General features: G+C 55.3%; 27 protein-coding genes. 17 read left to right on the top strand and 10 right to left on the bottom strand.

All coding sequences use genetic code 11. From position 1 onward, the window contains the following. Entirely contained in the window at positions 1-1,311 is a 1,311-nt protein-coding gene (locus tag EFB11_RS17060; RefSeq protein ID WP_122790757.1) for a 3-hydroxyacyl-CoA dehydrogenase family protein, read from the bottom strand. A gap of 307 nt (positions 1,312-1,618) precedes the next feature. Here EFB11_RS17060 and EFB11_RS13965 point away from each other — a divergent pair, with 307 nt between their 5' ends. From EFB11_RS13965 to EFB11_RS13940, 6 genes are all read left to right on the top strand, one after another. Beyond that, a complete protein-coding gene (locus EFB11_RS13965) occupies positions 1,619-2,425 on the top strand; it encodes a DNA-3-methyladenine glycosylase family protein (protein WP_122790755.1) in 807 nt (268 codons plus the stop codon). A 115-nt stretch (positions 2,426-2,540) separates the two neighbouring features. Next, the gene (locus EFB11_RS13960; RefSeq protein WP_122790754.1) at positions 2,541-3,026 is read left to right on the top strand and encodes a hypothetical protein; all 486 of its coding nucleotides are present in this window, start codon (positions 2,541-2,543) and stop codon (positions 3,024-3,026) included. After that, complete coding sequence (locus EFB11_RS13955; protein ID WP_122790753.1) at positions 3,010-3,186, top strand: DUF4250 domain-containing protein; 177 nt, start codon at positions 3,010-3,012, stop codon at positions 3,184-3,186. Before EFB11_RS13960 ends, EFB11_RS13955 begins: the two co-directional genes overlap by 17 nt. 66 nt (positions 3,187-3,252) lie before the next feature. Beyond that, the gene (locus tag EFB11_RS13950) at positions 3,253-4,026 is read left to right on the top strand and encodes an inositol monophosphatase family protein (RefSeq protein ID WP_122790751.1); all 774 of its coding nucleotides are present in this window, start codon (positions 3,253-3,255) and stop codon (positions 4,024-4,026) included. Next, the gene (locus EFB11_RS13945; protein WP_122790750.1) at positions 4,023-4,964 is read left to right on the top strand and encodes a DMT family transporter; all 942 of its coding nucleotides are present in this window, start codon (positions 4,023-4,025) and stop codon (positions 4,962-4,964) included. Before EFB11_RS13950 ends, EFB11_RS13945 begins: the two co-directional genes overlap by 4 nt. A gap of 410 nt (positions 4,965-5,374) precedes the next feature. After that, on the top strand, positions 5,375-5,959 hold the full coding sequence (locus EFB11_RS13940; protein WP_122790748.1) for a hypothetical protein: 585 nt from the start codon (positions 5,375-5,377) through the stop codon (positions 5,957-5,959). Positions 5,960-6,131: 172 nt separating this feature from the next. Here EFB11_RS13940 and EFB11_RS13935 read toward each other — a convergent pair whose 3' ends face one another. Then, entirely contained in the window at positions 6,132-6,368 is a 237-nt protein-coding gene (locus EFB11_RS13935) for a helix-turn-helix domain-containing protein (RefSeq protein WP_122790746.1), read from the bottom strand. Between the two features lie 96 nt (positions 6,369-6,464). Between EFB11_RS13935 and EFB11_RS17410 the strand changes: the two genes are divergently transcribed. Beyond that, positions 6,465-6,590 carry a hypothetical protein gene (locus tag EFB11_RS17410; protein WP_279220553.1) on the top strand — a complete coding sequence of 42 codons (126 nt, stop codon included), beginning with the start codon at positions 6,465-6,467 and terminating at the stop codon, positions 6,588-6,590. A gap of 53 nt (positions 6,591-6,643) precedes the next feature. Here EFB11_RS17410 and EFB11_RS13930 read toward each other — a convergent pair whose 3' ends face one another. From EFB11_RS13930 to EFB11_RS13900, 7 genes are all read right to left on the bottom strand, one after another. Beyond that, positions 6,644-7,573: a thiamine pyrophosphate-dependent enzyme gene (locus EFB11_RS13930; RefSeq protein ID WP_122790744.1), complete on the bottom strand. Its 930-nt coding sequence runs from the start codon at positions 7,571-7,573 to the stop codon at positions 6,644-6,646. 17 nt (positions 7,574-7,590) lie between these two features. Further along, entirely contained in the window at positions 7,591-8,772 is a 1,182-nt protein-coding gene (gene porA, locus EFB11_RS13925; protein ID WP_122790742.1) for a pyruvate ferredoxin oxidoreductase, read from the bottom strand. Next, positions 8,765-9,073, bottom strand: a complete 309-nt coding sequence (locus EFB11_RS13920) for a 4Fe-4S binding protein (protein ID WP_122790740.1) — start codon at positions 9,071-9,073, stop codon at positions 8,765-8,767. Before EFB11_RS13920 ends, porA begins: the two co-directional genes overlap by 8 nt. Next, the gene (locus EFB11_RS13915; RefSeq protein ID WP_122790738.1) at positions 9,070-9,648 is read right to left on the bottom strand and encodes a 2-oxoacid:acceptor oxidoreductase family protein; all 579 of its coding nucleotides are present in this window, start codon (positions 9,646-9,648) and stop codon (positions 9,070-9,072) included. The genes EFB11_RS13920 and EFB11_RS13915 overlap by 4 nt, the downstream gene beginning before the upstream one ends. Positions 9,649-10,067: 419 nt before the next feature. Further along, on the bottom strand, positions 10,068-10,994 hold the full coding sequence (locus EFB11_RS13910) for a zinc dependent phospholipase C family protein (RefSeq protein ID WP_122790736.1): 927 nt from the start codon (positions 10,992-10,994) through the stop codon (positions 10,068-10,070). Between the two features lie 92 nt (positions 10,995-11,086). Beyond that, the gene (dinB, locus tag EFB11_RS13905; protein ID WP_122790735.1) at positions 11,087-12,283 is read right to left on the bottom strand and encodes a DNA polymerase IV; all 1,197 of its coding nucleotides are present in this window, start codon (positions 12,281-12,283) and stop codon (positions 11,087-11,089) included. 69 nt (positions 12,284-12,352) lie between these two features. After that, complete coding sequence (locus tag EFB11_RS13900; RefSeq protein WP_122790734.1) at positions 12,353-12,736, bottom strand: metal-dependent transcriptional regulator; 384 nt, start codon at positions 12,734-12,736, stop codon at positions 12,353-12,355. Positions 12,737-12,951: 215 nt separating this feature from the next. On the opposite strand from EFB11_RS13900, the gene EFB11_RS13895 reads away from it, so the two are divergent. The 6 genes from EFB11_RS13895 (at position 12,952) to EFB11_RS13875 (ending at position 18,782) form a co-directional block, all read left to right on the top strand. Next, entirely contained in the window at positions 12,952-13,935 is a 984-nt protein-coding gene (locus EFB11_RS13895) for a LacI family DNA-binding transcriptional regulator (protein ID WP_122790733.1), read from the top strand. A 145-nt stretch (positions 13,936-14,080) separates the two neighbouring features. Then, the gene (locus EFB11_RS16930) at positions 14,081-14,233 is read left to right on the top strand and encodes a hypothetical protein (protein WP_164706782.1); all 153 of its coding nucleotides are present in this window, start codon (positions 14,081-14,083) and stop codon (positions 14,231-14,233) included. 217 nt (positions 14,234-14,450) lie between these two features. Continuing rightward, complete coding sequence (gene iolM / locus EFB11_RS13890; RefSeq protein ID WP_206424193.1) at positions 14,451-15,641, top strand: scyllo-inosose 3-dehydrogenase; 1,191 nt, start codon at positions 14,451-14,453, stop codon at positions 15,639-15,641. 78 nt (positions 15,642-15,719) lie between these two features. Then, the gene (iolN, locus tag EFB11_RS13885) at positions 15,720-16,682 is read left to right on the top strand and encodes a 3-dehydro-scyllo-inosose hydrolase (RefSeq protein WP_122790406.1); all 963 of its coding nucleotides are present in this window, start codon (positions 15,720-15,722) and stop codon (positions 16,680-16,682) included. Between the two features lie 113 nt (positions 16,683-16,795). Further along, positions 16,796-17,878 (top strand): zinc-dependent alcohol dehydrogenase, encoded by a 1,083-nt coding sequence (locus tag EFB11_RS13880; protein ID WP_122790732.1) that lies wholly within the window; start codon positions 16,796-16,798, stop codon positions 17,876-17,878. 76 nt (positions 17,879-17,954) lie between these two features. Beyond that, a complete protein-coding gene (locus tag EFB11_RS13875) occupies positions 17,955-18,782 on the top strand; it encodes a sugar phosphate isomerase/epimerase family protein (RefSeq protein ID WP_122790731.1) in 828 nt (275 codons plus the stop codon). A 44-nt stretch (positions 18,783-18,826) separates the two neighbouring features. On the opposite strand, the gene EFB11_RS13870 is transcribed toward EFB11_RS13875, so the two are convergent. Then, positions 18,827-20,008, bottom strand: a complete 1,182-nt coding sequence (locus EFB11_RS13870) for an MFS transporter (protein WP_122790730.1) — start codon at positions 20,006-20,008, stop codon at positions 18,827-18,829. 676 nt (positions 20,009-20,684) lie between these two features. On the opposite strand from EFB11_RS13870, the gene iolG reads away from it, so the two are divergent. From iolG to EFB11_RS13850, 4 genes are all read left to right on the top strand, one after another. Beyond that, a complete protein-coding gene (gene iolG, locus EFB11_RS13865) occupies positions 20,685-21,704 on the top strand; it encodes an inositol 2-dehydrogenase (protein ID WP_122790729.1) in 1,020 nt (339 codons plus the stop codon). A 203-nt stretch (positions 21,705-21,907) separates the two neighbouring features. Then, a complete protein-coding gene (locus tag EFB11_RS13860) occupies positions 21,908-22,915 on the top strand; it encodes a sugar ABC transporter substrate-binding protein (protein WP_122790728.1) in 1,008 nt (335 codons plus the stop codon). Between the two features lie 140 nt (positions 22,916-23,055). Beyond that, positions 23,056-24,552, top strand: a complete 1,497-nt coding sequence (locus EFB11_RS13855) for a sugar ABC transporter ATP-binding protein (RefSeq protein ID WP_122790727.1) — start codon at positions 23,056-23,058, stop codon at positions 24,550-24,552. Then, a complete protein-coding gene (locus tag EFB11_RS13850; protein ID WP_122790726.1) occupies positions 24,552-25,595 on the top strand; it encodes an ABC transporter permease in 1,044 nt (347 codons plus the stop codon). Before EFB11_RS13855 ends, EFB11_RS13850 begins: the two co-directional genes overlap by 1 nt. Positions 25,596-25,604: the final 9 nt, after the last annotated feature.

Genomic DNA, 25,604 nt, shown 5'->3' with positions numbered 1-25,604 from the left:
TTATTGCTTGCCCTTGAAGTAGCTGCGGAAATCGTAATGCGAGCATTCCGGCAGGTCCTTCAGGGTTTCCTTGAGCTTGATACGCGCAAGCAGTTCGCTCGACAGGCGCTCTTGGGCAAGCTTCATAAATGCATCCTTGCCGCCCAGCGCGTCGATGACAGCAAGCGGGGGTACCCAGCCGAAGCCGGTCGCCATGGCTGCGTCGGCCGCATGGATATCGTCCGAAGCCAGCTTGACAGCGGTCACCGAGTACAGAACATATTTAATCAGGAAGGACAGGCAGATCTCGGCCTCGATCGAGTGGTTGTGCATCAGGGAATCGAAAGCCATCTTGTAGTCGCCCTGGTGCAGGTAGTCGATCATCTTCTTGGCGAAGGGGAAGGAATAACGCATCTTTTCGCGGTATTCGCCCGAGTCAATGTCGTAAACATACTGGGTCTTCTTGCCTGCCTCGTTGACGACGGTCTTGTACAGGCCTTCCTTGACCTTGCGGCCGAGCTTGCCTTCGTCGATCAGCTTCTGCATGTAGTCGGGCAGGATGAAGGTCGAGCGGGCGTAGTCCTTGGTGTTGGCATATACGTTGTCTACGATCGCCTTGTGTACGTCCAGGCCGACGAAGTCTGCCGTTGCAAGCGGCGGCATGTTACGGCCGGTAAACTGGCCCAGGATGGCGTCAATGTAATCGATGCCGCCGTTGTCCTTGTACATCTCTGCGTATTGGCACGCCTCATTGATGAACTGGAAACCGATGCGGTTGCCCAGGAAAGCGGCCGTATCGGCCACCTTGACCACCGTGCGGACCAGCTTTTCCTTGGCATACTGCATCAGGAAAGCAGTCAGGTCCTTGTCGGTGTACTCGCTCGGGATGATCTCACACAGGGTCATCATGTACGGGGGGTTGAAGAAATGCATGCCGAGGAAGCGCGAACGCAGATGCTCCGGATACATTTCGGCCAGCTTGTCGATCGACAGACCCGAAGTACCGGTGGCCAGAATGGCTTCCGGACGTACATAGTCGGCAATGCGATGGATGATATCTTCCTTGGTGGCAAAGGTCTCCGAAACCGATTCGAAGATCAGGTCCGATTCGGCGACGCACTTCGGCAGGTCGTCAAACGTTGCAGGCACCAGGTTTTCCGCGATGGCTTCTGCACGAACCGATTTCGCCGCACGCGAAACCGCCTTCTGCGCCTTGTCCATGCTGCGGCAGGCCATGTAAACTTTCGCGTTGCCAAAGGACGCGAAGATACCCGAGATGTTGCAGCCCATGGTACCGTTCGCACCAATGACTGTTACGGTTTTGATTTCCAAGAGGATCCCTCCCTAATTTTTTTAGAGGCAAGTTTGTTAAATGTTTAACATTTATCTTTGTTAAAAGTATAACACTTTTCGGCTGGCATTTCAACTAGTTTCTTCGTAAAATTGAAATATTTTTTTGTAAGCTTTCCATGATGCCCATCTTACGGGCACATGCTGATGGGGTTTTGGTAGGGTTTTGAGAAAAATTTCACAAAGTCGCCCGCTTGCGCGCAAAGCATGCGCCCGATATAATGGAAGAAACGCGGCGGATGTCCGGGAAACGGCGTCCGCTTTTTCTGCAAATCAGGAGGATGAGAAGATGTTTCAAACCAACCTGGTCCCGTGTGACCTGGGCCAGATCGCAGCGTCCGGCCAGTGCTTCCGCATGCAGCCAGCCGAGGACGGCTGGTGGCGTGTGTGCGCCCGGGATGCCTGCGTGTACATACAGCAGAAAGACGATGCCTTATTGTTTGATTGCACGGCCGATGCGTGGCAGACCCGCTGGCGGTCGTACTTTGATTGGGGCACCGATTATCAGGCCATTCTGGATGCCGTACCGGCCGACGATGCCTTTCTACATGCGGCGGCGGCTTACGGTAGCGGGCTGCGCATTTTGCAGCAGGACCTGTGGGAAACGCTCATCACCTTTGTCATTTCCCAAAACAATAATATCCCGCGCATCCGCGCGGCGGTCGAGGCCATTTGCCGCGGCTGGGGTGCCGCCCATACCGACAGCCGGGGGCAGACCTATTATGCCTTTCCCGAGAAAGAGGCCCTGGCGCAGGCGAGCGTGGAGGAATTACGCGCCGCCGGGCTGGGCTACCGCGACCGGTATGTCCACGCCATCGCGCACAGCGATTTCGATGCCCAAGCTGTGGCCAAAATGGACCGGGCGGCGGCATATGAAGCCCTGCTGGCCCTGCCCGGAGTGGGCAAGAAGGTGGCCGACTGTGTGCAGCTGTTTGGCCTGCATGATCTGGCGGCTTTCCCGGTGGATACCTGGATTCGCCGCATGTGTGAAACCCATTATGGCGGCGCCTTTCCGGTGGAGCGGTATGCCGGCTTTGCCGGGGTCATCCAGCAATATATCTTCTTTTATGGCCGCACTGGAAATGGGAAAATTTGACCGATTTTCGGTCGGGGAAATTGGTGGATTTGATGAAATAATCAAATTTTTTGCAGCCCCTAGGCAGGCGCGCTATCGGTATGGTATACTAAAGAAAACAATAGGAGAAGAAAGAATGAAAATCCATTTACGCGAACTGATGCACCGCCTGTCCACCCTGCTGGAAATGCTGGTCGGCTTTTTGATGCTAATCTCGCTCTGTGCGGCATTGATCGGCCTGGTTTGTATCATCAGTCCACTCAGACTCATCGATGACCCCAATGTGTTTTCCGAGTATCTCGGCATCGCATCGGCCATTGTCATCGGTTTGGAGTTTGTCAAGATGTTGTGTACACACACCATCGATTCGGTCATTGAAATCATGCTGCTGGCCATTGCGCGGCAGATGATCACCGAACATACCAGCCCGTTTGAAAACCTGCTGGCCGTGCTTTCGATCGGCGTACTGTATCTGGTGCGTAAATTCCTATACATCCCCAAGAAAGATGATATCCAGCATACATCCATCTTTTCCCGTTTCCGCCAGAAGGGGTGCGGGGCCCCGGCTGCGCCGCAGACGCAGGAAGAGGAGAAAGGAGAACAAAATGTCCTTACCCAATGACCCGGTGATGCTGCTCAGTGTGGTCAACACACTGCTGCGTGACCGGTATGGCGACCTCGATGCTTTGTGCGACGGCGAGGATCTCGGCCGCGCCGCATTGGAGTCCCGTCTGGCGACCGTGGGATACCGCTATCGTCAGGATCTCAATCAATTTCGCTAAGCATTTTGCCGCATCCCGCTTTGCGCGGGAGAGCGGCTTTTTACATTTGGAAAGAGGTTTAAAATCATGTTGTCATACATTATGGAAACGGTAAAAAGTTGCGGTCCCATGCTGCTGCGCGCCACCCAGGTCGCGCAGAGTGTCTCCGAGAAAGAAGGGCAGCGCAATTTTGTAACGACCTATGACAAGCAGGTGCAGCAGACGCTGCGCAAGGCGCTGCTTGGCCGGTGGCCGGAAGCGCATTTTATGGGCGAAGAAGGGGACAACCAGGAGGATACGCTGCATGGCCTGGCCTTTGTCGTGGACCCCATCGACGGCACCACTAACTTTATCAAGGGATACCGGGCGTCGACCGTTTGTGTGGCCGCCTTGCAGGACGGGGAAGCCATCTGCGGCGTGGTATATGATCCCTATACCGATTCCCTGTTTGCCGCCGAAAAAGGCCGGGGGGCCTGGCTCAATGGGGAGCCCATCCATGTATCCGGCCGCAGACTTTCCGAAGGACTGGTGTGCCTTGGCACCTCGTCCTATTATGCTGAACTGACCGACCATACCTTTGTGATGGCGCGGGCTTTGTTCGATGCAGCGCTCGATTTGCGCCGGTCGGGTTCGGCGGCGCTTGATATGTGCTATGTGGCCTGTGGCCGTGCAGAACTGATGTATGAAGAAAAGCTGTGGCCGTGGGACCATGCGGCAGCTGCCCTCATTGTGCGCGAAGCGGGCGGCAAGACCGGCCAGTTGTCGGGCGAACCGCTGCCCTTTGACCGCAGCAGTTCCATTGTCGCGGGGGCACCGCGGGCATACGATGATTTTTTTGAAAAGGGGTTGAATCGGCTGTGACAAAACACAAAATGGGGATCTTCTTTCCGGCTGTGCTGTGTACCGCCCTGTGGGGCAGCGCCATCCCGGTGGTTATGACGGGATATGAACTATTCCAGATTGCAGCCAACGACATACCGGCAAAACTGGTGTTTGCCGGATGGCGTTTCACCTTTGCCGGATTGATCGTGATGGCATTGTTTGCCGTGCGGAGTAGGTCCAAGCTGATGCCGGCGCGGGGCGACTGGTCGGGCATTTTGCTGCTGTCGGCCGCGCAAACGGTATTGCAGTACATGCTGCTCTATCCGGGTCTGGGCAACACCACCGGTGTGCGCGGTTCGGTCCTGAGTGCGACATCTACGTTTTTTGCTGTCTTTATTGCCCATTTTGCGTTTGCCGACGACCGCTTGACCCTCCGCAAGACCATGGGATGTATCGTCGGTTTTGCGGGCGTGATCGTCATTCTATCGGGCGCCGGACTGGGCGGTCAGGGCATCACCCTGACCGGCGAAGGCTTTGTCCTGTGCAGCGCACTGGGACAGGGCCTGGGTGCCTGCATCAGTCGGAAAATCACGCCGGGCCGCGATCCGCTCATGATTACTGCCTGGCAGCTTACCCTGGGCGGTCTGGTGTTGCTGGCAGTCGGTTTGGTGAGCGGCGGGCACATCGTCTGGAGCGGCGGCGGGGTATTGGTGCTGATGTATTTGTCGGTGCTGTCCTCGGTATCGTTTGCGCTGTGGACCGTTCTGCTGCGCGACCATCCGGTCGGAAAGGTGACCATTTATATGTTCCTCATTCCGGTGTTCGGGTCGCTGCTCAGTGCGGTGCTGCTGGGTGAAAATGTTTTCACGCTGCGCAATTTGTGCGCCCTGCTGCTCGTGTGTATCGGCATTACAACGGTCAATTACCAGAAGGATACCGGAAACGATCGAGGGGTGGACCCGTCAGCCGATTCCTGAAAATGCAGGAAGTTAACATTTAAGATGCAAAAATGATGGAAAAATCGTCTTTTCAAAAAGCTCCCAGTTTTCTGGGGGCTTTTTGTATACCTGGCATTGTAAATGGATATACTAAAACCAGCAACTTTTACATGGTCAAAATGAGTGAAAAAGCACTTGCTTCGACAAAATAAATTTGCGAGAATTGACAAATCAAGTTGCAAAATTTTGAAAACATGTCTGAACAAATTGTGAAAGTGTACGAAATGTCGAAAACCCGCTTGCAACACATCGGCATATATAGTAAAATAGGCGCAATGTAAGGCAGGCAATGAGCCGATCCATCGGATGTCCAGCCTTTTCCGGCCCGTCAGACGGCAGGCCGTGCAGAGGTGACATCATTTTCCTGGAAGCGAAGAAGGTGTTTTTTAATGAAAAAGTATATCAATGGAACATTGGCAGCCCATGCGGAAAACGCAGCCGGTTGGGACTTGCGCAAGACCGGCGGGCAGGAAAATATCGTATCGTATGAATTGCGCACCCGTGGGGCGCACAAGGATGAGGCGACAGATGTGGCGTTGCATGTCATCAACGGTTTGCTGGACGGCATGCAGGTCGGCGTCATCGCGGAAAGCGGCGAAGCCGAGATGCCGGCACTGACCAAATTGGGCAGCGTATGGCGCGACGGCCGTCTGCTCAAGCGTGGCCAGGGCAGTGCCTTTGTCGCTATGGAACCGAACTTTGATCCGCTCAGCCGGTGTGGGGTCGAACCCTGTGTCGGCACAGGAGCCGCATTCCGTTTTCTCGGCTTTGAATCGAGCGCACCGGCCGACCGGGTTTTCCGCAGTCTGCTGGAGCCGGGCAACGATGCGGTGATCGAGCTGCGCTGTAAGGACCTGGCCGGCGGGGTGCTGGACATCCGTCTGGACGCGGAAAAGATCGATGAGCGCAAGGCTCTGGGCGGTATTTCGGCCGCGCTGGGCCATTGTGGACAGTCCCTGCAGGTGGAGATGTAAGTTTTCGCGAAAGTCGGCTGGCTGCGCAACCGTGCGGCCAAAGCCCGGCAGGGCAAGGGAGCGGTGTCTGCCGCTGGATTTGCGCCGTCCTGCCGGGCAGCCGTTTTCCTTTTTGGGACAAGCAAGAGCCCGTACATCCGAGTGATGTACGGGCCCTTTTTTGTGCTTTATTTTAAATATCTGGCCGAACAGACGGCGGAAGCGGAGTCGGATCGTCGGTCAGACCGAGCAGATATTCCAGATTGACTTCGTAATAGCGTGAAAGACGGATGAGAACATGCAGTGGTATCTCATGGACGCCGTTTTCATAGTTGCAGTAGGTGTTTTGCGCTACGTGGAGTACATTTGCGATTTCCCGCTGTTTTAAATCGCGGTCTTCCCGAATTTCCTTGAGTCGATATCGATACATGTCTTTCACCTCAAGGAAACTATAAAATATCTCAAAACGAGATATTGACTTTTATCTTGAAACGAGATAATATTAAAGAAAATGGGAGGAATTGAAATGAAAGACAGCACCGACTACAAAAAGCTGTACTATGCGCTGTTCAACGACGTCACCGACGTGATCGAGCGGCTCAAACAAATCCAGGCCGACGCCGAAGAGCGTTTTTTGGACGAGGAAGCGTGAAAGAGCGGTATCCAACAATCGGATACCGCTCTTTCGATATGGGAGCATGGATTTTATTGGCATTTTTTCAGCAGGGCTTCCCACTTCTGATCGACCCATGCCTGGGCTTCTTCGATCATCCATTCGTTGCCCTTCTTGAAGCAGTGCTTGAACCGGCCCTGCTTGCTCATGAATTCTTCGACCGGCAGCTTCTGCTTGGGTTCATAGGTCAGGCGATATTCACCTTCCACCACCTCAAACATGGGCCATACGCAGGTTTCCACCGCCAGACGGGTGATTTCTGCGATGTCCTCGGTCGGATATCGCCAGCCGCGCGGGCAGGGCGACAGCACGTTGAGAAACGCCGCGCCGGGGGTATAGATGGCCTTGTGTGCCTTTTCGTGTAAGTCCTTCATGTTGCCCAGGAAGGTCGACTGCGCAACATAGGGGATGCCGTGGGCGACCAGAATCTCGGTCAGGTCTTTTTTGTTCTGCCGCTTACCGGACGAAGCCGAACCGACCGGGGTGGTCGTGGTGTCGGCAAAGCGCGCCGTCGAGGACGAGCGCTGGATGCCGGTGTTCATATAGGCTTCGTTGTCGTAGCAGACATAGACCATGTCATGGCCGCGCTCCATGGCGCCCGAAAGCGACTGGAAGCCGATGTCATAGGTGCCGCCGTCGCCGCCGAAGGTGATGAATTTAAAGGTATCGTCGATCTTGCCGCGGCGCTTTAAGGCATTGTAAGCCGCTTCCACGCCGCCGCAGGTCGCGGCTGCATTTTCAAACGCATTGTGGATATAGCTGTCTGTCCATGCGGTGTACGGATACAGGAAAGAGGATACTTCCAGACAACCGGTCGCATTGGTGACAACTGCTTTATCTTCCGGATTGAGTGCGCGCATAACCGCCCGCACTGTGATGCCTGCCCCGCAGCCGGCGCACAGACGATGGCCGCCGACAAAGCGCTCGGGCTTGGCAAGCTCTTGTTTCAAATTATATGGCATGATGGAACCCTCCCTGATTATTCGCGCTGGCCCAAATGACGGTAACGCGGGCCGGTCTGGCCGGTGCGGACGACTTCATCCAGTTCGGCAAAGATCTGGGCGCAATCCTGCACGCGGAAATCGCGGCCGCCCAAACCATAGACATAGTTGATGGTCTTGGGACGGACATCCAAATCGTACAGCGCGCCGCGCACCTCGGCGCCGAGCGGGCCGCCGGCATTGGAGAACGATTCGGCCTTGTCCAGAATGGCCAGGGCCTTGAGGTGGCCAAGGGCTTCGGCCAGTTCCTCGTCCGGGAAGGGGCGGAACACACGCAGCTTGAGCATGCCGACCTTTTTGCCCTGCGCGCGCAGTTCGTCGATGCAGGCGCGAGCGGTACCCGCCGACGAGCCGATGAGCAGCACAGCGGTTTCGGCGTCCTCCAAGCGGTAGGTTTCAAAGAAGCCATAGCTACGGCCGGTCATCTCGCCGAAGCGGCGGCCGACATCCAGAATGACCTGCTTGGCCTTCTTCATGGCATCCGCCTGAGCGACTTTGGCCTCCATATAATAGGGAGAAATACCATAGGGGCCGACGGCGAGCGGGTTTTCATGCTTTAACAGATAGTTTTCGGGTTCATAGGTGCCGACAAAGTTCTTGACGTCGGCGTCGTCGCACAGTTCGATGTTCTCGACCGCGTGCGAGGTGATGAAACCATCCTGGCAGACCATGACCGGCAGGCGGACCTCCGGGTTTTCACCGATGGGCATGGCTTGCAGGTAGTTGTCATAGGCTTCCTGGTTGTTTTCGGCGTAAATCTGAATCCAGCCGGTATCACGGGCGCCCATGGAATCCGAATGGTCGTTGTTGATGTTGATGGGGCCGGTGAGTGCACGGTTGACACAGGCAAGCGTGACCGGCAGGCGGTAGGACGCTGCCACATAGAGCAGTTCCCACATGAGCGCCAGACCGCACGACGAAGTCGCGGTCACGGCGCGGGCACCGGCGGCTTCGGCGCCGATGCAGGTGGACATGGACGAATGCTCAGATTCGACGGTGACATATTCGGTGTTCACCTGTCCGTTGGCGACATACTGGGCAAAATACTGGGGGATTTCGGTCGACGGGGTGATGGGGAATGCGCCCATTACATCCGGGTCGATCTGCTTCATCGCATAGGCGACCGCTTCGTTGCCCGAAAGACGATCTCGTTTAGCCATGGTCGTGTGCCTCCTTGTGGAACGTGATGGCCCCAAAGGGGCAGACCTTGGCACAGATGCCGCAGCCTTTGCAGTGGTCAAAGTCAAAATCCGGCCGGCCGTCCTGAATTAAGATGGCAGAATCCGGGCAATAGGGGACACACAGCAGGCACTGTTTGCAGCGGTCGGCCAGGAAGGTCGGGGTTTGGGTGCGCCACTCGCCGGTATTGGTCAGGCGGGCGGTACCCGGTTCGTAAATTTCGCAGCCCGGCGTCAATTCATACCATTTGGACTGCTCGTTGATCTGTTCTGCTTTCCTCATCCGAACTGCACCTCTTCCATGGATTGGGTCAGGGCCTTCATATTTCCATCAATGACCTGGGGTTTGGTGGCGAATTTATGCTCAAAAGACGCCTTCATATCTTGGACGAACCGGTTCGGTTCGACCACGCCCGACACCTTGACGGCTGCGGCCAGCATGGGAGTGTTCGGGAAATTTTTGCCCAGCGTTTCCTCGGAAATACGGCGGGCATCGATGGTACAAACCTGGCCCTTGTAGCCGTTCAGGTAGGGACGAATGGCATCCGGGGCCTTGGCGGTGTTGACGATGATGGCGCCATCCTCCGACAGACCGGCGGTCACATCGACCGATTCGAGCAGGGTCTCATCCACCACGACCACATAGTCGGGGTTATAAATGTTGGAATGTACCGGGCAGCGCTCGTCGGAAATGCGGTTATAGGCTGTGATGGGCGCGCCCATGCGCTCGGGGCCGTATTCCGGGAAGCCCTGGACATATTTACCGGACGAAAACGCCGCATCGGCCAGCAGCAGGCAGGCGGTCTTAGCGCCTTGGCCGCCGCGGCCATGCCAACGAATTTCCACGGGTTTTTTCATCTTCGTTTCCTCCTGTATCTCGATTTTATTTCACAATCATAAGCAAAAAAGCGGCCGTCCGTAAAAGGACGACCGCTTGAAAGAGCGACGTAAACCACCTGTTACCGTACCAGCATACGTTCCCCAGCTAACGGCGGGGGCACCGGCGCAACCTACGGCAAGGCTTTCGGCGCGCGGCTCGGGAGTGATTTTCGGCATCGGGCGACTGGCACCGGGCTTACACTCTCCCCGGCTCGCTGCGGCGTTTGCCACGCGCTTACTCTCTCCGTCATTGCTTTTGTGCTTTATTGCTATGAAATAAGTATACGGCCAAAACCGAGGTCTTGCAATCGTAAATTTTTACAAAATTGCAAATTGGATTTTGGATGTTGCGCACACATGTCCGTGCTACACGGAAAAATAGACAGGCTGTACACCGGTCAATCGTGGATTGCCTTGGGGCTTCCATGGTCAAAAGGCGTATCAAAATGGTGCAGCAGCAGCCAACCGGCGTCAAATTCGGCGGCATACTGCCCGGCCAGGGCGACTGCCTTGTCGCGCGCCTGCTCGATCAGTTCGGGCACCGATTCGGTGCGCTCGACCTCGGGCTGCCACAGGTTGCGCCAGGGCGCATGGTCGAGATTCAGGCAGTTCCAGCGGGGCGGCTCGGCCTTGATGTGGCTGGTGAGCACCGCGCCGCGGCGGATGAGCCGCTCGACCTGCCGCAGCGAATGATAGAAGGTGCGGCTGCCGGCGTAAAGGAAATTCTGCACGGCCAGCATTTCGCCAAACGAGCTGCGCAGCGCAGCCGTATCGACCGACACACCATATACCACCTTGAGCAGGTAGTGCAGCAGCACAGCCAGCACGGCGGTTTCCTCATCGGTCAGTTTATAGTAGGCGTCCGGGTCAAATTCGGTCACGGACGCATGATATTCCGCGTCATAGAGCGCATAATCGATGTCGCTTTCGATCTGGCAATGGACGGCAGAGGTGCTCTGCCGGGGGTCAGCTTTCAGGCATTCCTGCTGCCGGCAATACACATAGGGATGCAGCGCATTGTCGAGCGCATAATGGCACAGGAAGCCGTAAAAATAGCTTTCTGCAATCTCGCGGCTGGCGCCCGTCATGCGGTTGACCGCGCGGGCAAAGGCGAAAAACAGTTCATCGGTGCGTTTGGAATGCATCAGGTTGCCGTATTTGTGCAGCGGGCTGCCAAAGGCAAGCTTGTGGAAAAACAGCGGGTCCGGGCCTTGGAGTCCCCAGTTGAACACCGCCGCGCGGCGGGCCGCCGCAAGCTGAACGACCGGAGGGAAGGCGGCAAGCGCCTGTTCTCCAAAAAGATAGTGGGATACAAAATCAGCCATAAACCGTTCCATCCTTTCCCTTGGGATACGCCTTTATTATACAACGATTTTGCGCGCGCGGAAAGAAAAATGTCTGCAAACGAACAAATCCTTTACGGCTTGCGCCGCAATGCGCCGCCATATTGCACTGCGTCCCGGCCGTATTTGCCGCGCAGGGCATCGACCGCGCGGTCGAGCCGTTCGAGCTTTTCGCGCCGGGCGGCCGCGCCTTCGTCGAACAAGGAAAGCTGCTCGCCGGTGTCGCCGCGCTCGACCAGGGAGGAGGCGGTCACGGTGATCATACGGATGGGCTTGCCCGGCGTCCAGTGCTGGGCGATGAGCGCCAGGGCGGTTTCGGTGAGCAGGCGGGTGCTGTCGGTCGCGGCGGACAGGGTGGTCTGGCGGGACAGGTTGCGAAAGTTCGGGTCCCGGATGAGCACCTGGACGGTCTGGCATTTTTGGCCGTGCTTGCGCAGCCGGGCACCGACGTTGTCACACAACATCATCACTTGGACCGCGATGTCGTCGTGCTGGGTGAGGTTGTGCGAGAAGGTCATGCCTTTGCCGACCGACTTGACCGTATGCTCGGCATAAAACGAGCGCACCGGGTCGCGGTCCTCGCCGCGCGCATAGGCGCCCAGCGTATCGCCCAGCTTGCCCAGCGCGGTATGCAGTAAGGCAGCGTCGGCCTGCGCCAGTTGACCGATGGTTTCAATGCCGAGCACATGCAGCTTTTGCTGGGCCTTGGGACCCGCATAGAGCAGCGCGCCGACCGGCAGCGGCCAGACGATAGCGCGGTAGCGGCTCTCGTCGAGCACGGTTGTGGCATCCGGCTTTTTGTAATCGCTGCCCAGCTTGGCAAATGCTTTGTTAAAAGACACGCCGACCGAGATGGTCAGCCCGATCTCCTGTTTCATGCGCGCGCGCAGCGCGTCGGCAATGGCCGGGCCTGCGCCGAACAGGTGCAGGGTGCCGGTCACGTCCAGAAAGGATTCATCGATGCCGAACGGCTCGACCAGATCGGTGTATTCCAGATACAGCTGGTTGGCCAGCCGGGAATAGCGCACATATTCCTCGCGGTGGGGCGGCACCAGGCGCAGATCGGGGCATTTGCGCTTGGCTTGCCAGATGGTTTCGGCCGTCTGCACGCCATAGGCCTTGGCTGCCTCGTTCTTGGCCAGAATGATGCCATGGCGGCTTTCCGGGTCGCCGCAGACGGCCATCGGCCCGGCGGCCAGCGACGGGTCGAGCAGCGTTTCCACCGAAGCATAAAAGGCATTACAGTCACAGTGCAGGATGGTGCGGGGCATGGTCGTCCCTCCTTTTTGGGGCTTTATGCAAAACAGGATGCCCGTGGCCGGGCATCCTGTGAAGAAAAGTCAGTCTTGGGAAGGCGCGTCGTGACGGGCAATGTGCGCCTTGATTTGGTCGAAGGTTTCCGAACTGATGACATGTTCGATGCGGCAGGCATCGGCCTGCGCGGTGTCCGGATGGACCCCCAGGCGGGTGAGCCATTCGGTGAGCAGTTCATGCCGCTCGAGCATGCGCTCGGCGATCTCGCGGCCGGCGTCGGTCAGCGACAGCAGGCCATTGTCGTCCATGATGACATAGCCGTTTTCCCGCAAAAGGCTCATCGCACGGCTGACGCTGGGCTTGGAAAAAGACAAAAACTGTGCCACGTCAATCGAACGGCACGACCCTTTTTGTTTTTGAATCATCAGAATGGCTTCCAAATAATTTTCAGCCGATTCCTGGATTTTCACGAGCAAACAACCTCCTATTCATCCGGACAGCGCGGGCACCGGACGGCGGGACACACGGCGATGACACGAACATATCCAACATAATTCTTATTCATATTGTATCATAAAAAAGGGGGTGATACAAGACTAACTGCGGCCCGTCGGGCGCCTTGCCTGCGGTTTGGTTTTTTGGTATAATAACCGCAGAAACACACCGCACGGAAGGGGGATGCTGCATGACTATCGCACAGATTGCCCAGCGAGCGGGGGTATCCAAAACCGCCGTGTCCCGCTACCTGAACAACGGGTATGTCAGTGAGGAAAAGAAAGCCCGCATCCGGGCGGTCATTGACGAAACCGGATACATTCCTTCCCGGCGGGCGCAGGACCTGCGCCGGGGACACAGCCGTACCATTGGGGTCGTGCTGCCCAAAATCGATTCCGAACCCATTGGCCGTGTGGTGGCGGGCATCAGCGATGTGCTCGAAAGAAAGGATTTTCAGCTTCTACTGGCCAACACCGGCGGACAGGTTTCCCGCGAACTGTGTTATTTGGACTATTTTCAAAATGACCAGGTGGATGGCATTTTATTCATCGCCGACCGGCTTACGCCGCGGCACCGCAGCGCCATTGCCCAGGGTGCGGTGCCGGTGGTGGTGATCGGGCAAAAGGCCGAATATGCTTCGTGTGTGTATCATGATGAATATGCCAGCACGCGGGAACTGACAGCGCTGCTGCTGCGGGATGGACGGGAGCGCATTGCCATGCTGACGCATCACAGCATTGGGGGCCAATATGCCTGGGGGTTCCGCGATGCAGTCCAGACGCGGGGCATCGGCGATTCGCCGTGTATCCTGCATACCGGAATGGGCATTGAGGACGGCTACGCCGCCTGTCAAACGCTGCTCGAGCAGCAGCCGGAGGTGCAGGCGATCTTATGCACCGCCGATTTCACCGCCGTCGGGGTGCTCAAGTATTTGCGAGAGCAGGGCAAGCAGGTGCCCGAGGACATCGCGGTGGCCGGGATGGGGCACAGCCGTTTGTCCGAACTGGTTGCACCACGGCTGACGACCGTACATTATTGTTATAAGACCAGCGGTATCGAGGCAGCACAGATGCTGCTGGACATTCTGGACCGCGAAGTGGACAATTGCCGCCAGCTTCAGCTGCCGTACCGCATCGTGGAACAGGAAACGACCGTGCGCGATAGGATGTTATAAAAAACAACAGGAGTCCGTGGACTCCTGTTATTTTTTTATGGTTTCTGGCGAATGAATGTGGAGAAAATCGGGGGATTGGGCAGGGCATCTGTCAAATTACACAGGAAAGCAGAGTAAAAGTTGTGAAAAATACAAGAAATAGCGGATGCACAAAAAAGAAAGAATTTTTGTAAAAAGGGCCAAAACAACGGCTAATGGGCGGGGAAATCTTTCGAAAAATGACTTTTCAGAATTTGCAGAAAAAAGGCATGCGGTTACAGACCGCAAGAAAACGAAAGCCAAAGAAAAAATTCCCTGAAATCCGGGGAATTTTGCGAAAGACAGCACAAGAAAGGTATGGCGAGAAAAAAAGGAGTGCCGTATAATAAAGCCATCGAAAATGAACAAAGGCAAGCAAGACGAAGCAAGGAGATTTGTAGGAAATGATAAACAAATGCTTCTGCTTCGAAAATTTTCGAAAGCAATGTAATTGACACTAACATAAATACATGGAAGCTGAAAGGGAGGAACGAGCCATGGCAAATACCATGCGAGCATTCTATGTCGAAGCCGACCACGAACCGCGCCCGGGCTATAAGATGAGCGAACGTGAGATCACGACCGGTCGTGCACTGCGCGGCAATCAGATCTGGCGGAACATCCGCGGATCGGTCACCGATCGTCCGATTCCGGTATGCGGCGAAGAACAGGTGCTCATTAAAGTAGGCGCTGCCGGCATCTGCGGCACCGACGCTCACCTTTTGAAGAAAGACGCAGACGGCTACTCGATGTACGATGGCCATTCCAAATATCCGATCATCACCGGCCATGAATTTTCGGGCGAGATCGTCGAAGTAGGCTCCAAGGTTAAGAAGCTAAAAGTCGGCGACTTGGTATCGGTAGAATCCATGCACTGGTGCGGCGAATGCGATGCTTGCCGCCGCGGCATGTTCAACCAGTGCAAAGACCTGGAAGAACCCGGCCTGACCTATGACGGTGGCTTTGCGGAGTATGCAACCGTGCATGCCAAGTACTGCTATCCGCTGAACGACATTATGAATTACTACGGCGGCGATAAGATGACCGCGTTCGAACTGGGCGCGATGATCGAGCCCACCGGCGTTGCCTACAACGGTCTGTTTGTTCGCGGCGGCGGTATCCGCCCGGGCGGCCATGTTGCCGTATTCGGCGCAGGCCCGATCGGTCTGGCAGCCATCTCGCTGATGAAGACCGCTGGCGCTGCTAAGCTGATCGCTTTTGAAAGCGTTCCGGAGCGCGTCGAGCTGGCCAAGAAGTGCGGTGCGGATTATGTTTACGATCCCACGTCCTTCAAGTCTCCCGACGAGCAGGCTGAACTGCTGATGGACCTGACCAACGGCGCTGGTATCTCGCTGTTTGCTGAATGCGCAGGCGCTACCAAGTTCACCTACCCGGTTATGGGTAAGGCGCTGGCCATCGGCGGCAAGACCGTTCAGATCGGCCACACGGTCGGCATCACCCCGGTTGACATCTTCAACTGGCAGTGGAACGCAGCAACCATCTCGGGCTCCAACGGCCAGTCTGGCCAAGGCATCTATCCGGACGTTATTGCCCTGATGGCTTCGGGCCGCATCGATATGCGCAAGATGGTCACCGGCCGCTTCAACCTCGAAGACATCGAAGAAGGCATGAAGATCACCGCTGGCAAGGTTCTGGTATCCACCAGCTACCCCCGTCTGAATAAGTAAGACCGTACGCATCCCGCGTATTTTGAAAGAACTCTCAAGCAACCCCAACCGACACACCTTATAAAGGAGGAAACAACAATGAGCAAATGGAATCTGCCTGCAAAGGGCGGCCACATGGAAGCCCAGGACGGTATTTACTACCAGAATATGACCACCAAGATGGTGGAAGAACGCCTGAAGAAGAATGACGTTATCCTGATCCCGGTTGGTTCGACCGAGAACCATGGTCCGTCCGCTCCGTACGGCGAAGATACATACCTCGACACCCGCCTGTGCGAACTGGTTGCCGAAAAGACCGGCTGCACCGTAGCAATGCCGATTTGGTATGGCTCGCATCCGTACCATCACTTGGGCCAGAAGGGCACCATCATGATCCCGGAAAAGATCCTGGCTGACTACCTGGCTTACGTATTCGCAGGCTTCTGGAACACCGGCTTCCGCAAGATGATCGTTGTCAATGGCCATGGCCAGGACTACGTTATCCCGCTGGCAATCCACACCTTCGGTAAGAAGTGGCAGGTACCGGGCATCATCCTGTACACCCACTTCTGGAACTGCGCAGGCGACGAAATGTACACCAAGGACAAGGGTGGCCCCTACGACACTCCGTTTGTACACGCAGACGAAGTCGAGCAGTCCTGGTGCCTGGAACTGTTCCCGGAATTCATCCACATGGAAGATGCAATCAAGGTCGACAAGGCTCCGCTGCTGCCGGCAGGCCACATCAATACCTCGGCAGAAGACGGCGCAGGCCCGATCAAGTGGTACAATGCATTTGGTTCCTGTGGTATGGAATGCATCTGCCAGCCGCAGGGCGTTATCGGTGACGCACGCATGGCTGACGGCAAGAAGGCCGAAGCTGGCGTAGAGCGTACGCTCGATTACCTCGAGAAGCTGGTGAACGACATCCTCGAGAAGTATCCGGCTGGCACGCTGCCGCCGATCGATATGATGACTCAGCGCGACCGCGCCGACATCGAAGCAGTCATCAAGGGGCCGAACGAACCGGGCGGCCGCCATATTTACACCCTGGCTTACTAAGATTGACTTTATATTGCCTCCGGCGGATGCAGGGGCGCTGCCCCTGCATCCCGCCCGCTTTTTGGAAAAGCGGGGCAAAACATACCTGTGAAATTTGAAAGGAGATACTCGTTATGACCAATCGTCCTACCAAGTGCAAAGCTGCATTTATGCATGGTCCGTTCGACCTGCGCATTGAAGAACTCGAACTGCCGCCGCTCAAGCCCAATCAGGTTCTGATTAAGCTCCGTGCTTGCGGTATCTGCCAGTCCGACGTAGAATGCTTCGAAGGTCTGTCGGCAGAAGGCCGTTACGACCTGGGCCCCTATACGCCGGGCCATGAATGGGTTGGTACTGCGGTAGAAGTCGGCAGCGACTGCACCTCGGTTAAGGTTGGCAACAAGGTTGTAGGCGACTGCGTACTGCCCTGCCACCAGTGTGCAAACTGCAAGGACGGCAAAATGTCCTCGGCTTGCCTGAACATGCGTGAAGTTGGTTTCCGTCCGGACTCTCCTGGCGGCTTCGGCGAATACATGATTCTGGAAGAAGCTTACACCCATGTCATTCCGGACGACTGGTCGGATGAAATCGGTATCTTCGTTGAAAACTTCAACGTAGGTTACTGGGGCGTATGGGGCAATGGCTGCAATCCGGACGCTTCGGACGACTGCGCCATCATCGGCGGCGGCCCGATCGGCTGCTCGGCTGCTATGGTTTGCGCAACCTCTGGTGCGAACGTTATCGTTATTGACCCGGTAGAATCCCGTCGTGAAAATGCGCTCAAGTATGGCGCAAATATAACGGTTGACTCGTCCAAGTTCACCGAGCCCGGCGCTCTGGAAGCAGAACTGAAGCGTCTAACGAACGGCCGCGGCCCGTCTGTTATCATCGAATGCTCGGGCAACGACAACGGTATCGCTTCGCTGTTCGACATCGCTGGCCACTCGGCTCGCGTTGGTGTGGTTGGTCACTCCATCGGCCGTAAGGTTCCGGTTGAAATCGGCAAGACCATCTGGAAGACTCTGCACATCGCAGGTTCCGGCGGCACCACTAACTGGTTCCCGCGCACCATCCGCTTCATGTCCAAGATCAAGGACAAGTATGACTTCAAGGCTCTGGTTTCTCACTACTACAAGTTTGAGGACCTCGACGAAGCCATGAAGATGGCGCAGAACAAGGCAGTTGCTCGCAAGGTTATGCTCACCTTCGACGACTAAATTCCATATAACTTTATGAAGGAGGGGAAGCGGTTGGCTTTCCCTCCTTTCCGGATTTCCAAGTAGGAGGATACATATGAAACAGTGGAAACTGGCGGTTTCTTCGGCGGACGCTGCGCCGCTCACCGCACCCATCCTGATGATCGGCGATGTTGCAAGCAATGTCAAGAAAGCGGGCGCCCTGGGCTTTCAGGCCATTGAGGTGCACACCCGGGAAGATGCAGACCTGGATTATGAAGGCATTGCCAAAGCAGTCGCCGAGAGCGGCTGCAAGGTTGGAATGATCATCACCGGCCGCCTGAACACCGAGGGCAAGTGCGACCTGATGAGCGACATCCCATACATCACCAAAGCGGCCATTGACGGCATGAAGCAGTACATCGACATGGCGCAGAAGATCGGCGCCGAAGGCATTGTCGTGGGCTGGGTCAAGGGCAATGTGCCTGCAGGCGGCGACCGGGACAAGTATATGAACCGTCTGGCCCGCAACTTGAAGATTCTCAATGATTACGGCAAGGAGCGGAATATCAAGCTCAACATCGAGGTCATCAACCGGTATGAAGTGAATGTATTCACCACAGCCGACGAAATGATGAGCTTCCTGGAAGCGCATCCGGAGCTGGACAACTGCTATGCCCACCTGGATACCTTCCATATGAATATTGATGAGTGCGATCCTGTGGCTGCCATCCGGCGCTGCAAGGGACGTCTGGGGTATTTCCATCTGGCGGACAATTCCCGCCGCTATCCGGGCACCGGGCTGCTTGACTTTAAGCGCATGTTTGAGGCACTGGAGGAGATCGGCTACGATGGATACCTGTCCATTGAATGCCTGCCGTATCCCACCCACGAGGAAGCGGCCGCCAAGGGCATTGCTTATGTGAAGAGTATCTTGAACGCATAAAAAGAAAAGACACCTGATGAGTTTCCTCATCAGGTGTCAATTTTTTATGCCTTCCGGTTGACGAATGCGAACAGGATGAGCAAAACAGCCGGCACCAGCAAGACGCCTAAGCCCACGCGCATGCCAAACTGTCCGGCAACGGCACCGATGACCGACGGCGCAATGACCGAGCCGATGCCGGTCAGGGTGACGAAAAAGCCCATGGCCAGCGGATAGGTCTTGAATACTTCGGTGGCATTTGAAACCGTCGTGCCATACATCCCGGCCATGCACAATCCCAGGCCGATGGTGCCCAGCAGCAGGGGGACAAAGCTTGGGCTGGCGATGACGACCACCAGGAACACTGCAATGCCCAGGCTGGCGCAGCGTAAGAAGGTAGGCGGGGATACATGCCCGGCGATCAGGATGCAGCCGGTCCGGCCCAGCAGGATGACCACCCAGAGCAGGGCGGTCAGCATTTGTGCCGAGCTGGCGCTGGCGGCGCCCGAATCGATAAAATAGGTAACCAGCCAGCCCATGACTGAAGCTTCAATGCTCAAATAACACAGCATGATGGCTGCGGTCAGCCAAAAACGCCGTTCCCGCCAAAAGCCGAAGGGCTGCGCAGGCTGCACGGCCTGCCCGCCTTCGGGCGATACGCTGTCCATCTGCATGCGGGGAGAGGTCAGCATACTGACCACACCCATACCTATTATAATATATACGGCGGTGCGCCAGCCGCTGTCACCGCCGCTGGTGCAGGCCAGCACCAGGAAGGGCGAGAGCAGAGCGCCGATGGCAAAAAAGCTGTGCAGCATATTCAGTGGGCCAGACGAGCCATGGGATAGAAAATTGATGATTTGGTTATTATAGTAATTCACGGCACCGCGGCCAATACCGGTCAGCAGGATGGCCAGAAACAGGAGAATGGGGTTCCCGGTCACCAAGGTGATGGCAAAGCCCAGAAACGGAAGCACATTAAAGTAGAGGAGCGTCCGTTTGTAGCCCAAAAGGGCGGGCAGCATGCCCACGAACATGCCGGTGATCAGCGAACCGATGTTGTGGGCCGAAATCAGCGCACCGCCTACCTCATAACTAAGGCTGTACTCGGCTTTCATCATCGGGAGCAGCGAGCCGATGCCGATGACGAAGATACCTTGCACAAAATAGAGGAAAAACAGGTTGCCCACCATATATTTTTCACCCGATGACAGGCTTCTCCAAAAGGAAGTGCGCGAACGGTGCATAAAATTAACCACCTTTCAAAAATATACACACCGATTGATTACAAAATGCAAATCGCAAGAATACACAAAAATCAAAAACCCAAAGAAAAGACAGTTTTGCGGGGTGATGAGGGGGTAGAATTTTGAGATTTTGGATTGCTGCGCTATTATACAGCAACCGGGCACAAAAGTAAATTCTATTTCTTGCGATATTTGTGTTGCTTCTTGGTGGCAAGAAGGAGAAAAGCTGGAGCATCGTCGCGTGAAAAATGTATAAAAAAGTAAATTAAAAAGTCGTGTTCACAAAACCGTAAAATCTGGGCGGTAAAAAAGTTTGAAAAACAGGAAAAATACAAGAAAATCACGGTCTATTTGCTGAAAACTTGCAGTGCGCCAAAAATTATTTGTGAAAATTGTATAGTTTGCCAATATCCAAGCGGGGGATTTCTTTGCATAATGAAATAGACGCAAGAAATAACAACCGAAAACAGCAGCTGGCAAGATTCGCCCAAAGCGATCAGGTCTGGCAAAATGACGAAAAACATGGTATACTGTTGTTGATCGGTTGTGAATAGCGGACGATGGGGCATTTGATAAAGACAAGCCCCGCGCATCCGGATTGCCGCTGTTCGCCAGACAGGTGGACAAGCAGGCATCCACTGATCCTAGAGATTTTTTTCTTAGGGAGGAAAAAAGTATGGAAAAGAAAGTAAAAATCGGCGTGCTGGGCGCTGGCCGTATCGGCAAGCTGCACATCATGAACCTGTGCCAGTCGGTACCGAACGCAGAAGTCGTTGCGGTAGCGGACCCGTATCTCAATGATGAGACGGCAGAATGGTGCAAGGGCCTGGGCGTAGAAGTCACCTCGAAGGATCCGGAAGTTGTTTTCGGCAACAAGGACATCGACGCGGTATTCATCTGCTCGTCCACCAACACGCACGCAGATTTCATCATTGAAGCTGCTAAGGCTGGCAAGCACATCTTCTGTGAGAAGCCGATCCACACCGACCTGGCCAAGATCCACGAGGCTCTGGACGCTGTTGAGAAGGCTGGCGTAAAGCTGCAGGTTGGCTTCGTTCGCCGCTTCGACCACAACCACAAGAAGGTTCATGACGTTGTTGCTTCTGGTCGCCTGGGCGCACCGCACATCGTTAAGGTTTGCTCTCGTGACCCGGAAGGCCCCCCGATGAGCTACGTTGAAGTTTCGGGCGGCATCTTCCTGGATATGATGATCCATGACTTTGACATGGTTCGTTACCTGTCCGGTTCCGAAGTTACCGAAGTTTGCGCTTACGGTACCGTAAAGACCGATCCGGATTACGCAAAGTACGGCGACGTTGACACCGCAATCTGCATGCTGAAGTTCGAAAACGGCGCAATCGGCGTGATCGACAACAGCCGTGTAGCAAACTACGGTTACGACCAGCGCACCGAAGTACACTGCGACAAGGGCTGTGTACAGGTAAGCAACGACCTGGACAACCAGGCTATGATCTCCACCCGTGACGGCGTAGAAGTTGCAAAGCCGACCTGGTTCTTCCTGGAGCGCTACAACGACGCGTTCATCACCGAAGAGAAGGACTTTGTCGATGCAATCGTAAACGGCACCGACGTACCGGTTAACGGTCACGACGGTCTGATGCCGGTTATCATCGCAATGGCTGCTGGCAAGAGCCTGAAGGAAGGCCGTCCGGTCAAGCTGTCCGAAATCGAGTAATTCGTAAGTTGTCTGAGCATCCGGCGCGTGTAACGCGCGCCGGATGATCCCTAAGGAAGAGAAATTTGCCGGCATACTCGGCCGGTGGATAGGCCGACGGTCTATCTGCGAAACCGCGGAAACAGAAGGGTTCGCCCTTTCTGTGGCAGGGTACAAAAAATGGCCCTGTCGGATAGAAAGCTTCACTTTAAGGAGGAGAAAAGATGAAGAAGAAGAGATTACTGGCCCTGTTGATGGCAGGCGCAATGGCAGTGTCCATGACCGCATGTGGTGGCAGCGACAACTCCGCATCCGGTTCCGGTGCAGCAGCTTCCGGCTCTGGCGCTGCTGGCGGCGACAAGGAGTTCACCATTGTTGTTAAGTCCCTGGCTGACCAGTACTGGGTACTGCTGAAGGCTGGCGCTGAGGCAAAGGCGAAGGAGCTGGGCGTTAAGGTTAACGTTATCGGCCCGAACGCAGAATCCGAAGTACAGCAGCAGGTTGACATGATTCAGAATGCAATCGGCGCAGGCGTTGACGGCCTGGCAATCGCTCCGTCTTCTCCGGACACCGTTCTGCCGGTTCTGGAGCAGGCAGACAGCGCTGGTATCCCGGTTATCGCGGTTGATACCGACCTGCCGAACTACGAAAACAAGAAGTCCTTCATCGGTACCGGTAACGAAGCTGCTGGTAAGCAGGGCGGCGAATATGCTGCTGAGCTGGTAGGCGAAGGCAAGAAGGCTATCATCCTGCGCGGCCGTGCAGGTGACACCACCCACGACGACCGTGAAAAGGGCTTCAAGGAAGGCCTGGAAGCTGGCGGCGTAGAAGTTATCGAGGTTCGTGACTGCATGTCTGAGGCAGAAAAGGCTATGAACGCTATGCAGGACCTGATGAACCGTTATGACCAGATCGACGTTGTCTGCACCACCGCTGACTCCATGGCACAGGGTGCACAGCGTGCAATCGAAAACGCTGGCGCAGACATCCCGGTTATCGGCTTTGACGGCACCATCCCGGTAGCTGAACTGATCGCTCAGGGCAGCGTTATCAAGGGTTCGGTTGCACAGGCTCCGTACACCATGGGCGAGCTGGCTGTTGAAAACCTGCTCAAGCTGGTTAACGGCGAAGAAATCGAAGAGCGCATCGACTCCGGCACGCAGATGGTAACCCCGGACAATGCAGCTGATTTCAAGGCTGACCTGGAAGCAAAGGTTAACGGCGCAGCCTAAAAAAGGAAGTAGGCAGTTAGGAATCCTCTTAATTGCTTGGATTGGAGACCGGGGGGCGGACCCCCCCGGTTTTCTATACCCAAAAGAAGAGGAAAAAGAGAAATCCACATGTGCAAATGAAAGACGGTGATTCAGGAATTATGAATGAAGTAATCATGGAGCTCAAGAATATCACCAAATATTTCCCCGGCGTTGTGGCACTGGATAACATGTCATTTACCGTGCGCAAGGGTATGGTACATGGACTCATCGGCGAAAACGGCGCCGGCAAGTCCACACTGATTAAGGTTTTTACCGGCGTTAACCAGCCGGATAAAGGTGAAATCCTCATTGATGGCAAGCAGGTACATCTGAGCAACCCGATGGTCGCGAAAGCAGCTGGCGTGGGTTGTGTGTATCAGGAACTGAATATCGTACAGGAACTGAACGTAACGGACAATCTGTTCATCAATTACTATAAGAAGAAGGGCATCCTGCTCGACTACAAGGCAATGCACAAGCGTGCAGCCGAGATCATGGAAGATCTGGGCCAGCCGGTTAATCCCCGCACCGAATGCTCTAAGCTGGGTATCGGTGTACAGCAGACCATTGAGATTGGTAAGTCCATCCTGTCGGATGCACGTCTGATCATCATGGACGAACCCACATCCTCCCTGTCGGAATCCGAAGTACAGCAGCTCTTTAAGACCATTAAGATGCTGAAGGAAAAGGGCATTTCGATCATCTTCGTTTCGCATAAGCTGGAAGAAATCTTCGAGTGCTGCGACGATATCACGGTTATGCGTGACGGCCAGTGGATCTCGACCACTCCGGTCAAGGACATGACCAAGGACCTGCTGATTTCCCACATGGTTGGCCGCAGCCTGGACAACCTGTTCCCGAAGGAAGTTGCAGAAAAGAAGGGCGAAATGCTGCGTGTAGAACACCTCAACAGCGCAGGCGTTCTGTATGATGTCAGCTTTAAGGCATATGGCGGCCAGGTACTGGGCTTCTCCGGTCTGGTTGGTGCCGGCCGTACCGAAACCATGCGCGCCATCTTTGGTGCGGATCCGAAGGATTCGGGCGATATTTACTTAAGTGGTGAAAAGGTAGAGATCAACTGTCCGAAGGATGCGATTGAGCATAAGATCGCATTCCTCACCGAGGACCGTAAGGGCGAAGGTCTGATTTTGGACTTCTCGGTTATGAACAATCTGCACCTGGCAACCATTGACCGTGACCGCAAGGGCTTGTTCCTCGATTCGAGTAAGCACCGGAAGATCGCGGAAGAAAATGTTGCAACTTACCGCATCAAGACCCCGACACTCGATACCCCGGTCGGTACGCTGTCGGGCGGTAACCAGCAGAAGGTCGTTATCGGCAAATGGGTCAACACCGATGCTGATATCTATATTTTCGATGAGCCGACTCGTGGTATCGACGTTGGCGCAAAGATCGAAGTGTACAATGTTATGAACAGCTTGGTCAAACAGGGCAAGTGTGTCATCATGGTATCTTCGGAACTGCCGGAAATCCTCGGCATGAGTGACCGTGTCATCGTTATGCGTCATGGCCATATCATGGCGGAGATCGACCGCGATTCCGAACACTTCAATCAGGAAGATATTATGAAGGCTGCATGGGGAGGTAAACTGTAATGGATGCTACAAAAAAGAACTCGACGTTAAAAGACATTCTTGGTAAATTGGGGCCGCTGCTCGCCCTTGTAATCCTGTGTATTGCGCTGGGCATTGCAACCGGCGGTACATTCTTCTCGGCTGCAAACATCTCCAACCTGTTCCGTCAGGTGCCGATCGTTGCACTGATGGCAGTTGGTATGCTGTGCGTCATCTTGCTTGGCGGTATCGACCTGTCGGCTGGTTCTCTGCTGGCAATCGGCTGTATGGCTTCCGGCGTTATGATGCAGAAGTTCTTTGATGCAGATACGCTGGTAAACTCCATCATCCTGATCCTCATCTGCCTGCTGGTTTCCACTCTGTGCGGTGTCATCAACGGCCTGCTGCTGACCAAGCTGCATCTGCCTCACCCCTTCATCGCAACCCTGGGTATGAAGAACATCTGCCGTGGTGTTGCACTGCTGATCTCGGGTTCGGCTGCAATCTCCGGTTTCCCCAAGGCAATGCTGGTCATTGGTGCGAAGGACATCATCACGATCCCGGTTCCGGGCGGCGTGTTTGCTCTTCCGATTTCCTTCCTGGTAACGATCATTGTGTTTGTTGTAATGCACATCTTCCTGAGCCGTACGGCTCTGGGCCGCAAGATCTACTCCTTCGGCGGTAACGCGGAAGCTGCTCGTCTGGCCGGTATCAATACCGACAACGTACAGATCTTCTGCTATGGTATGTCCGGTTTCATGTGCGGCCTGGCAGGCGTTATCTACATCGGCCGTCTGAACTCTGCAGTTCCGCTGGCATCGCTGGAAGGCGACCTGGACGCAATCGCTTCCTGTATCATCGGCGGCGCTTCGTTCCTCGGTGGTAAGGGTAATGTTTGGGGCACCCTGATCGGTGCGTTTATGATCCAGGTTATCCGTAACGGCTGTAACCTGCTCGGCGTTTCGTCTGACCTGCAGCAGATCGTCATCGGCGCGATCATCATCATCGCGGTATTCATCGACGTAGTTCGTACCGCAATGGAAGCAAAGGCAAAGCGTCTGGCGGTTGCCAAGGAAAACGGCTAATCCCACGTA

It is taken from the genome of Intestinibacillus sp. Marseille-P6563 (assembly GCF_900604335.1).
Classification (GTDB): Bacteria; Bacillota; Clostridia; order Oscillospirales; family Butyricicoccaceae; genus Butyricicoccus_B.
This window is presented reverse-complemented; position numbering and strand designations above follow the sequence as displayed.

Coding starts and splice junctions, on each gene's coding strand:
- EFB11_RS13875 (WP_122790731.1), top strand. CDS start 17,955: ATGAAACAGTGGAAACTGGCGGTTTCTTCGGCGGACGCTGCGCCGCTC.
- EFB11_RS13895 (WP_122790733.1), top strand. CDS start 12,952: ATGACTATCGCACAGATTGCCCAGCGAGCGGGGGTATCCAAAACCGCC.
- dinB (WP_122790735.1), bottom strand. CDS start 12,283: ATGCCCCGCACCATCCTGCACTGTGACTGTAATGCCTTTTATGCTTCG.
- porA (WP_122790742.1), bottom strand. CDS start 8,772: ATGGCTAAACGAGATCGTCTTTCGGGCAACGAAGCGGTCGCCTATGCG.
- EFB11_RS13860 (WP_122790728.1), top strand. CDS start 21,908: ATGAAGAAGAAGAGATTACTGGCCCTGTTGATGGCAGGCGCAATGGCA.
- EFB11_RS13950 (WP_122790751.1), top strand. CDS start 3,253: ATGTTGTCATACATTATGGAAACGGTAAAAAGTTGCGGTCCCATGCTG.
- EFB11_RS13930 (WP_122790744.1), bottom strand. CDS start 7,573: ATGCCATATAATTTGAAACAAGAGCTTGCCAAGCCCGAGCGCTTTGTC.
- iolN (WP_122790406.1), top strand. CDS start 15,720: ATGAGCAAATGGAATCTGCCTGCAAAGGGCGGCCACATGGAAGCCCAG.
- EFB11_RS17410 (WP_279220553.1), top strand. CDS start 6,465: ATGAAAGACAGCACCGACTACAAAAAGCTGTACTATGCGCTGTTCAAC.
- EFB11_RS13850 (WP_122790726.1), top strand. CDS start 24,552: ATGGATGCTACAAAAAAGAACTCGACGTTAAAAGACATTCTTGGTAAA.
- EFB11_RS13880 (WP_122790732.1), top strand. CDS start 16,796: ATGACCAATCGTCCTACCAAGTGCAAAGCTGCATTTATGCATGGTCCG.
- EFB11_RS13870 (WP_122790730.1), bottom strand. CDS start 20,008: ATGCACCGTTCGCGCACTTCCTTTTGGAGAAGCCTGTCATCGGGTGAA.
- EFB11_RS13955 (WP_122790753.1), top strand. CDS start 3,010: ATGTCCTTACCCAATGACCCGGTGATGCTGCTCAGTGTGGTCAACACA.
- EFB11_RS16930 (WP_164706782.1), top strand. CDS start 14,081: ATGCACAAAAAAGAAAGAATTTTTGTAAAAAGGGCCAAAACAACGGCT.
- EFB11_RS13960 (WP_122790754.1), top strand. CDS start 2,541: ATGAAAATCCATTTACGCGAACTGATGCACCGCCTGTCCACCCTGCTG.
- EFB11_RS13915 (WP_122790738.1), bottom strand. CDS start 9,648: ATGAAAAAACCCGTGGAAATTCGTTGGCATGGCCGCGGCGGCCAAGGC.
- iolG (WP_122790729.1), top strand. CDS start 20,685: ATGGAAAAGAAAGTAAAAATCGGCGTGCTGGGCGCTGGCCGTATCGGC.
- EFB11_RS13965 (WP_122790755.1), top strand. CDS start 1,619: ATGTTTCAAACCAACCTGGTCCCGTGTGACCTGGGCCAGATCGCAGCG.
- EFB11_RS13940 (WP_122790748.1), top strand. CDS start 5,375: ATGAAAAAGTATATCAATGGAACATTGGCAGCCCATGCGGAAAACGCA.
- EFB11_RS13910 (WP_122790736.1), bottom strand. CDS start 10,994: ATGGCTGATTTTGTATCCCACTATCTTTTTGGAGAACAGGCGCTTGCC.
- EFB11_RS13935 (WP_122790746.1), bottom strand. CDS start 6,368: ATGTATCGATATCGACTCAAGGAAATTCGGGAAGACCGCGATTTAAAA.
- EFB11_RS13920 (WP_122790740.1), bottom strand. CDS start 9,073: ATGAGGAAAGCAGAACAGATCAACGAGCAGTCCAAATGGTATGAATTG.
- iolM (WP_206424193.1), top strand. CDS start 14,451: ATGGCAAATACCATGCGAGCATTCTATGTCGAAGCCGACCACGAACCG.
- EFB11_RS13855 (WP_122790727.1), top strand. CDS start 23,056: ATGAATGAAGTAATCATGGAGCTCAAGAATATCACCAAATATTTCCCC.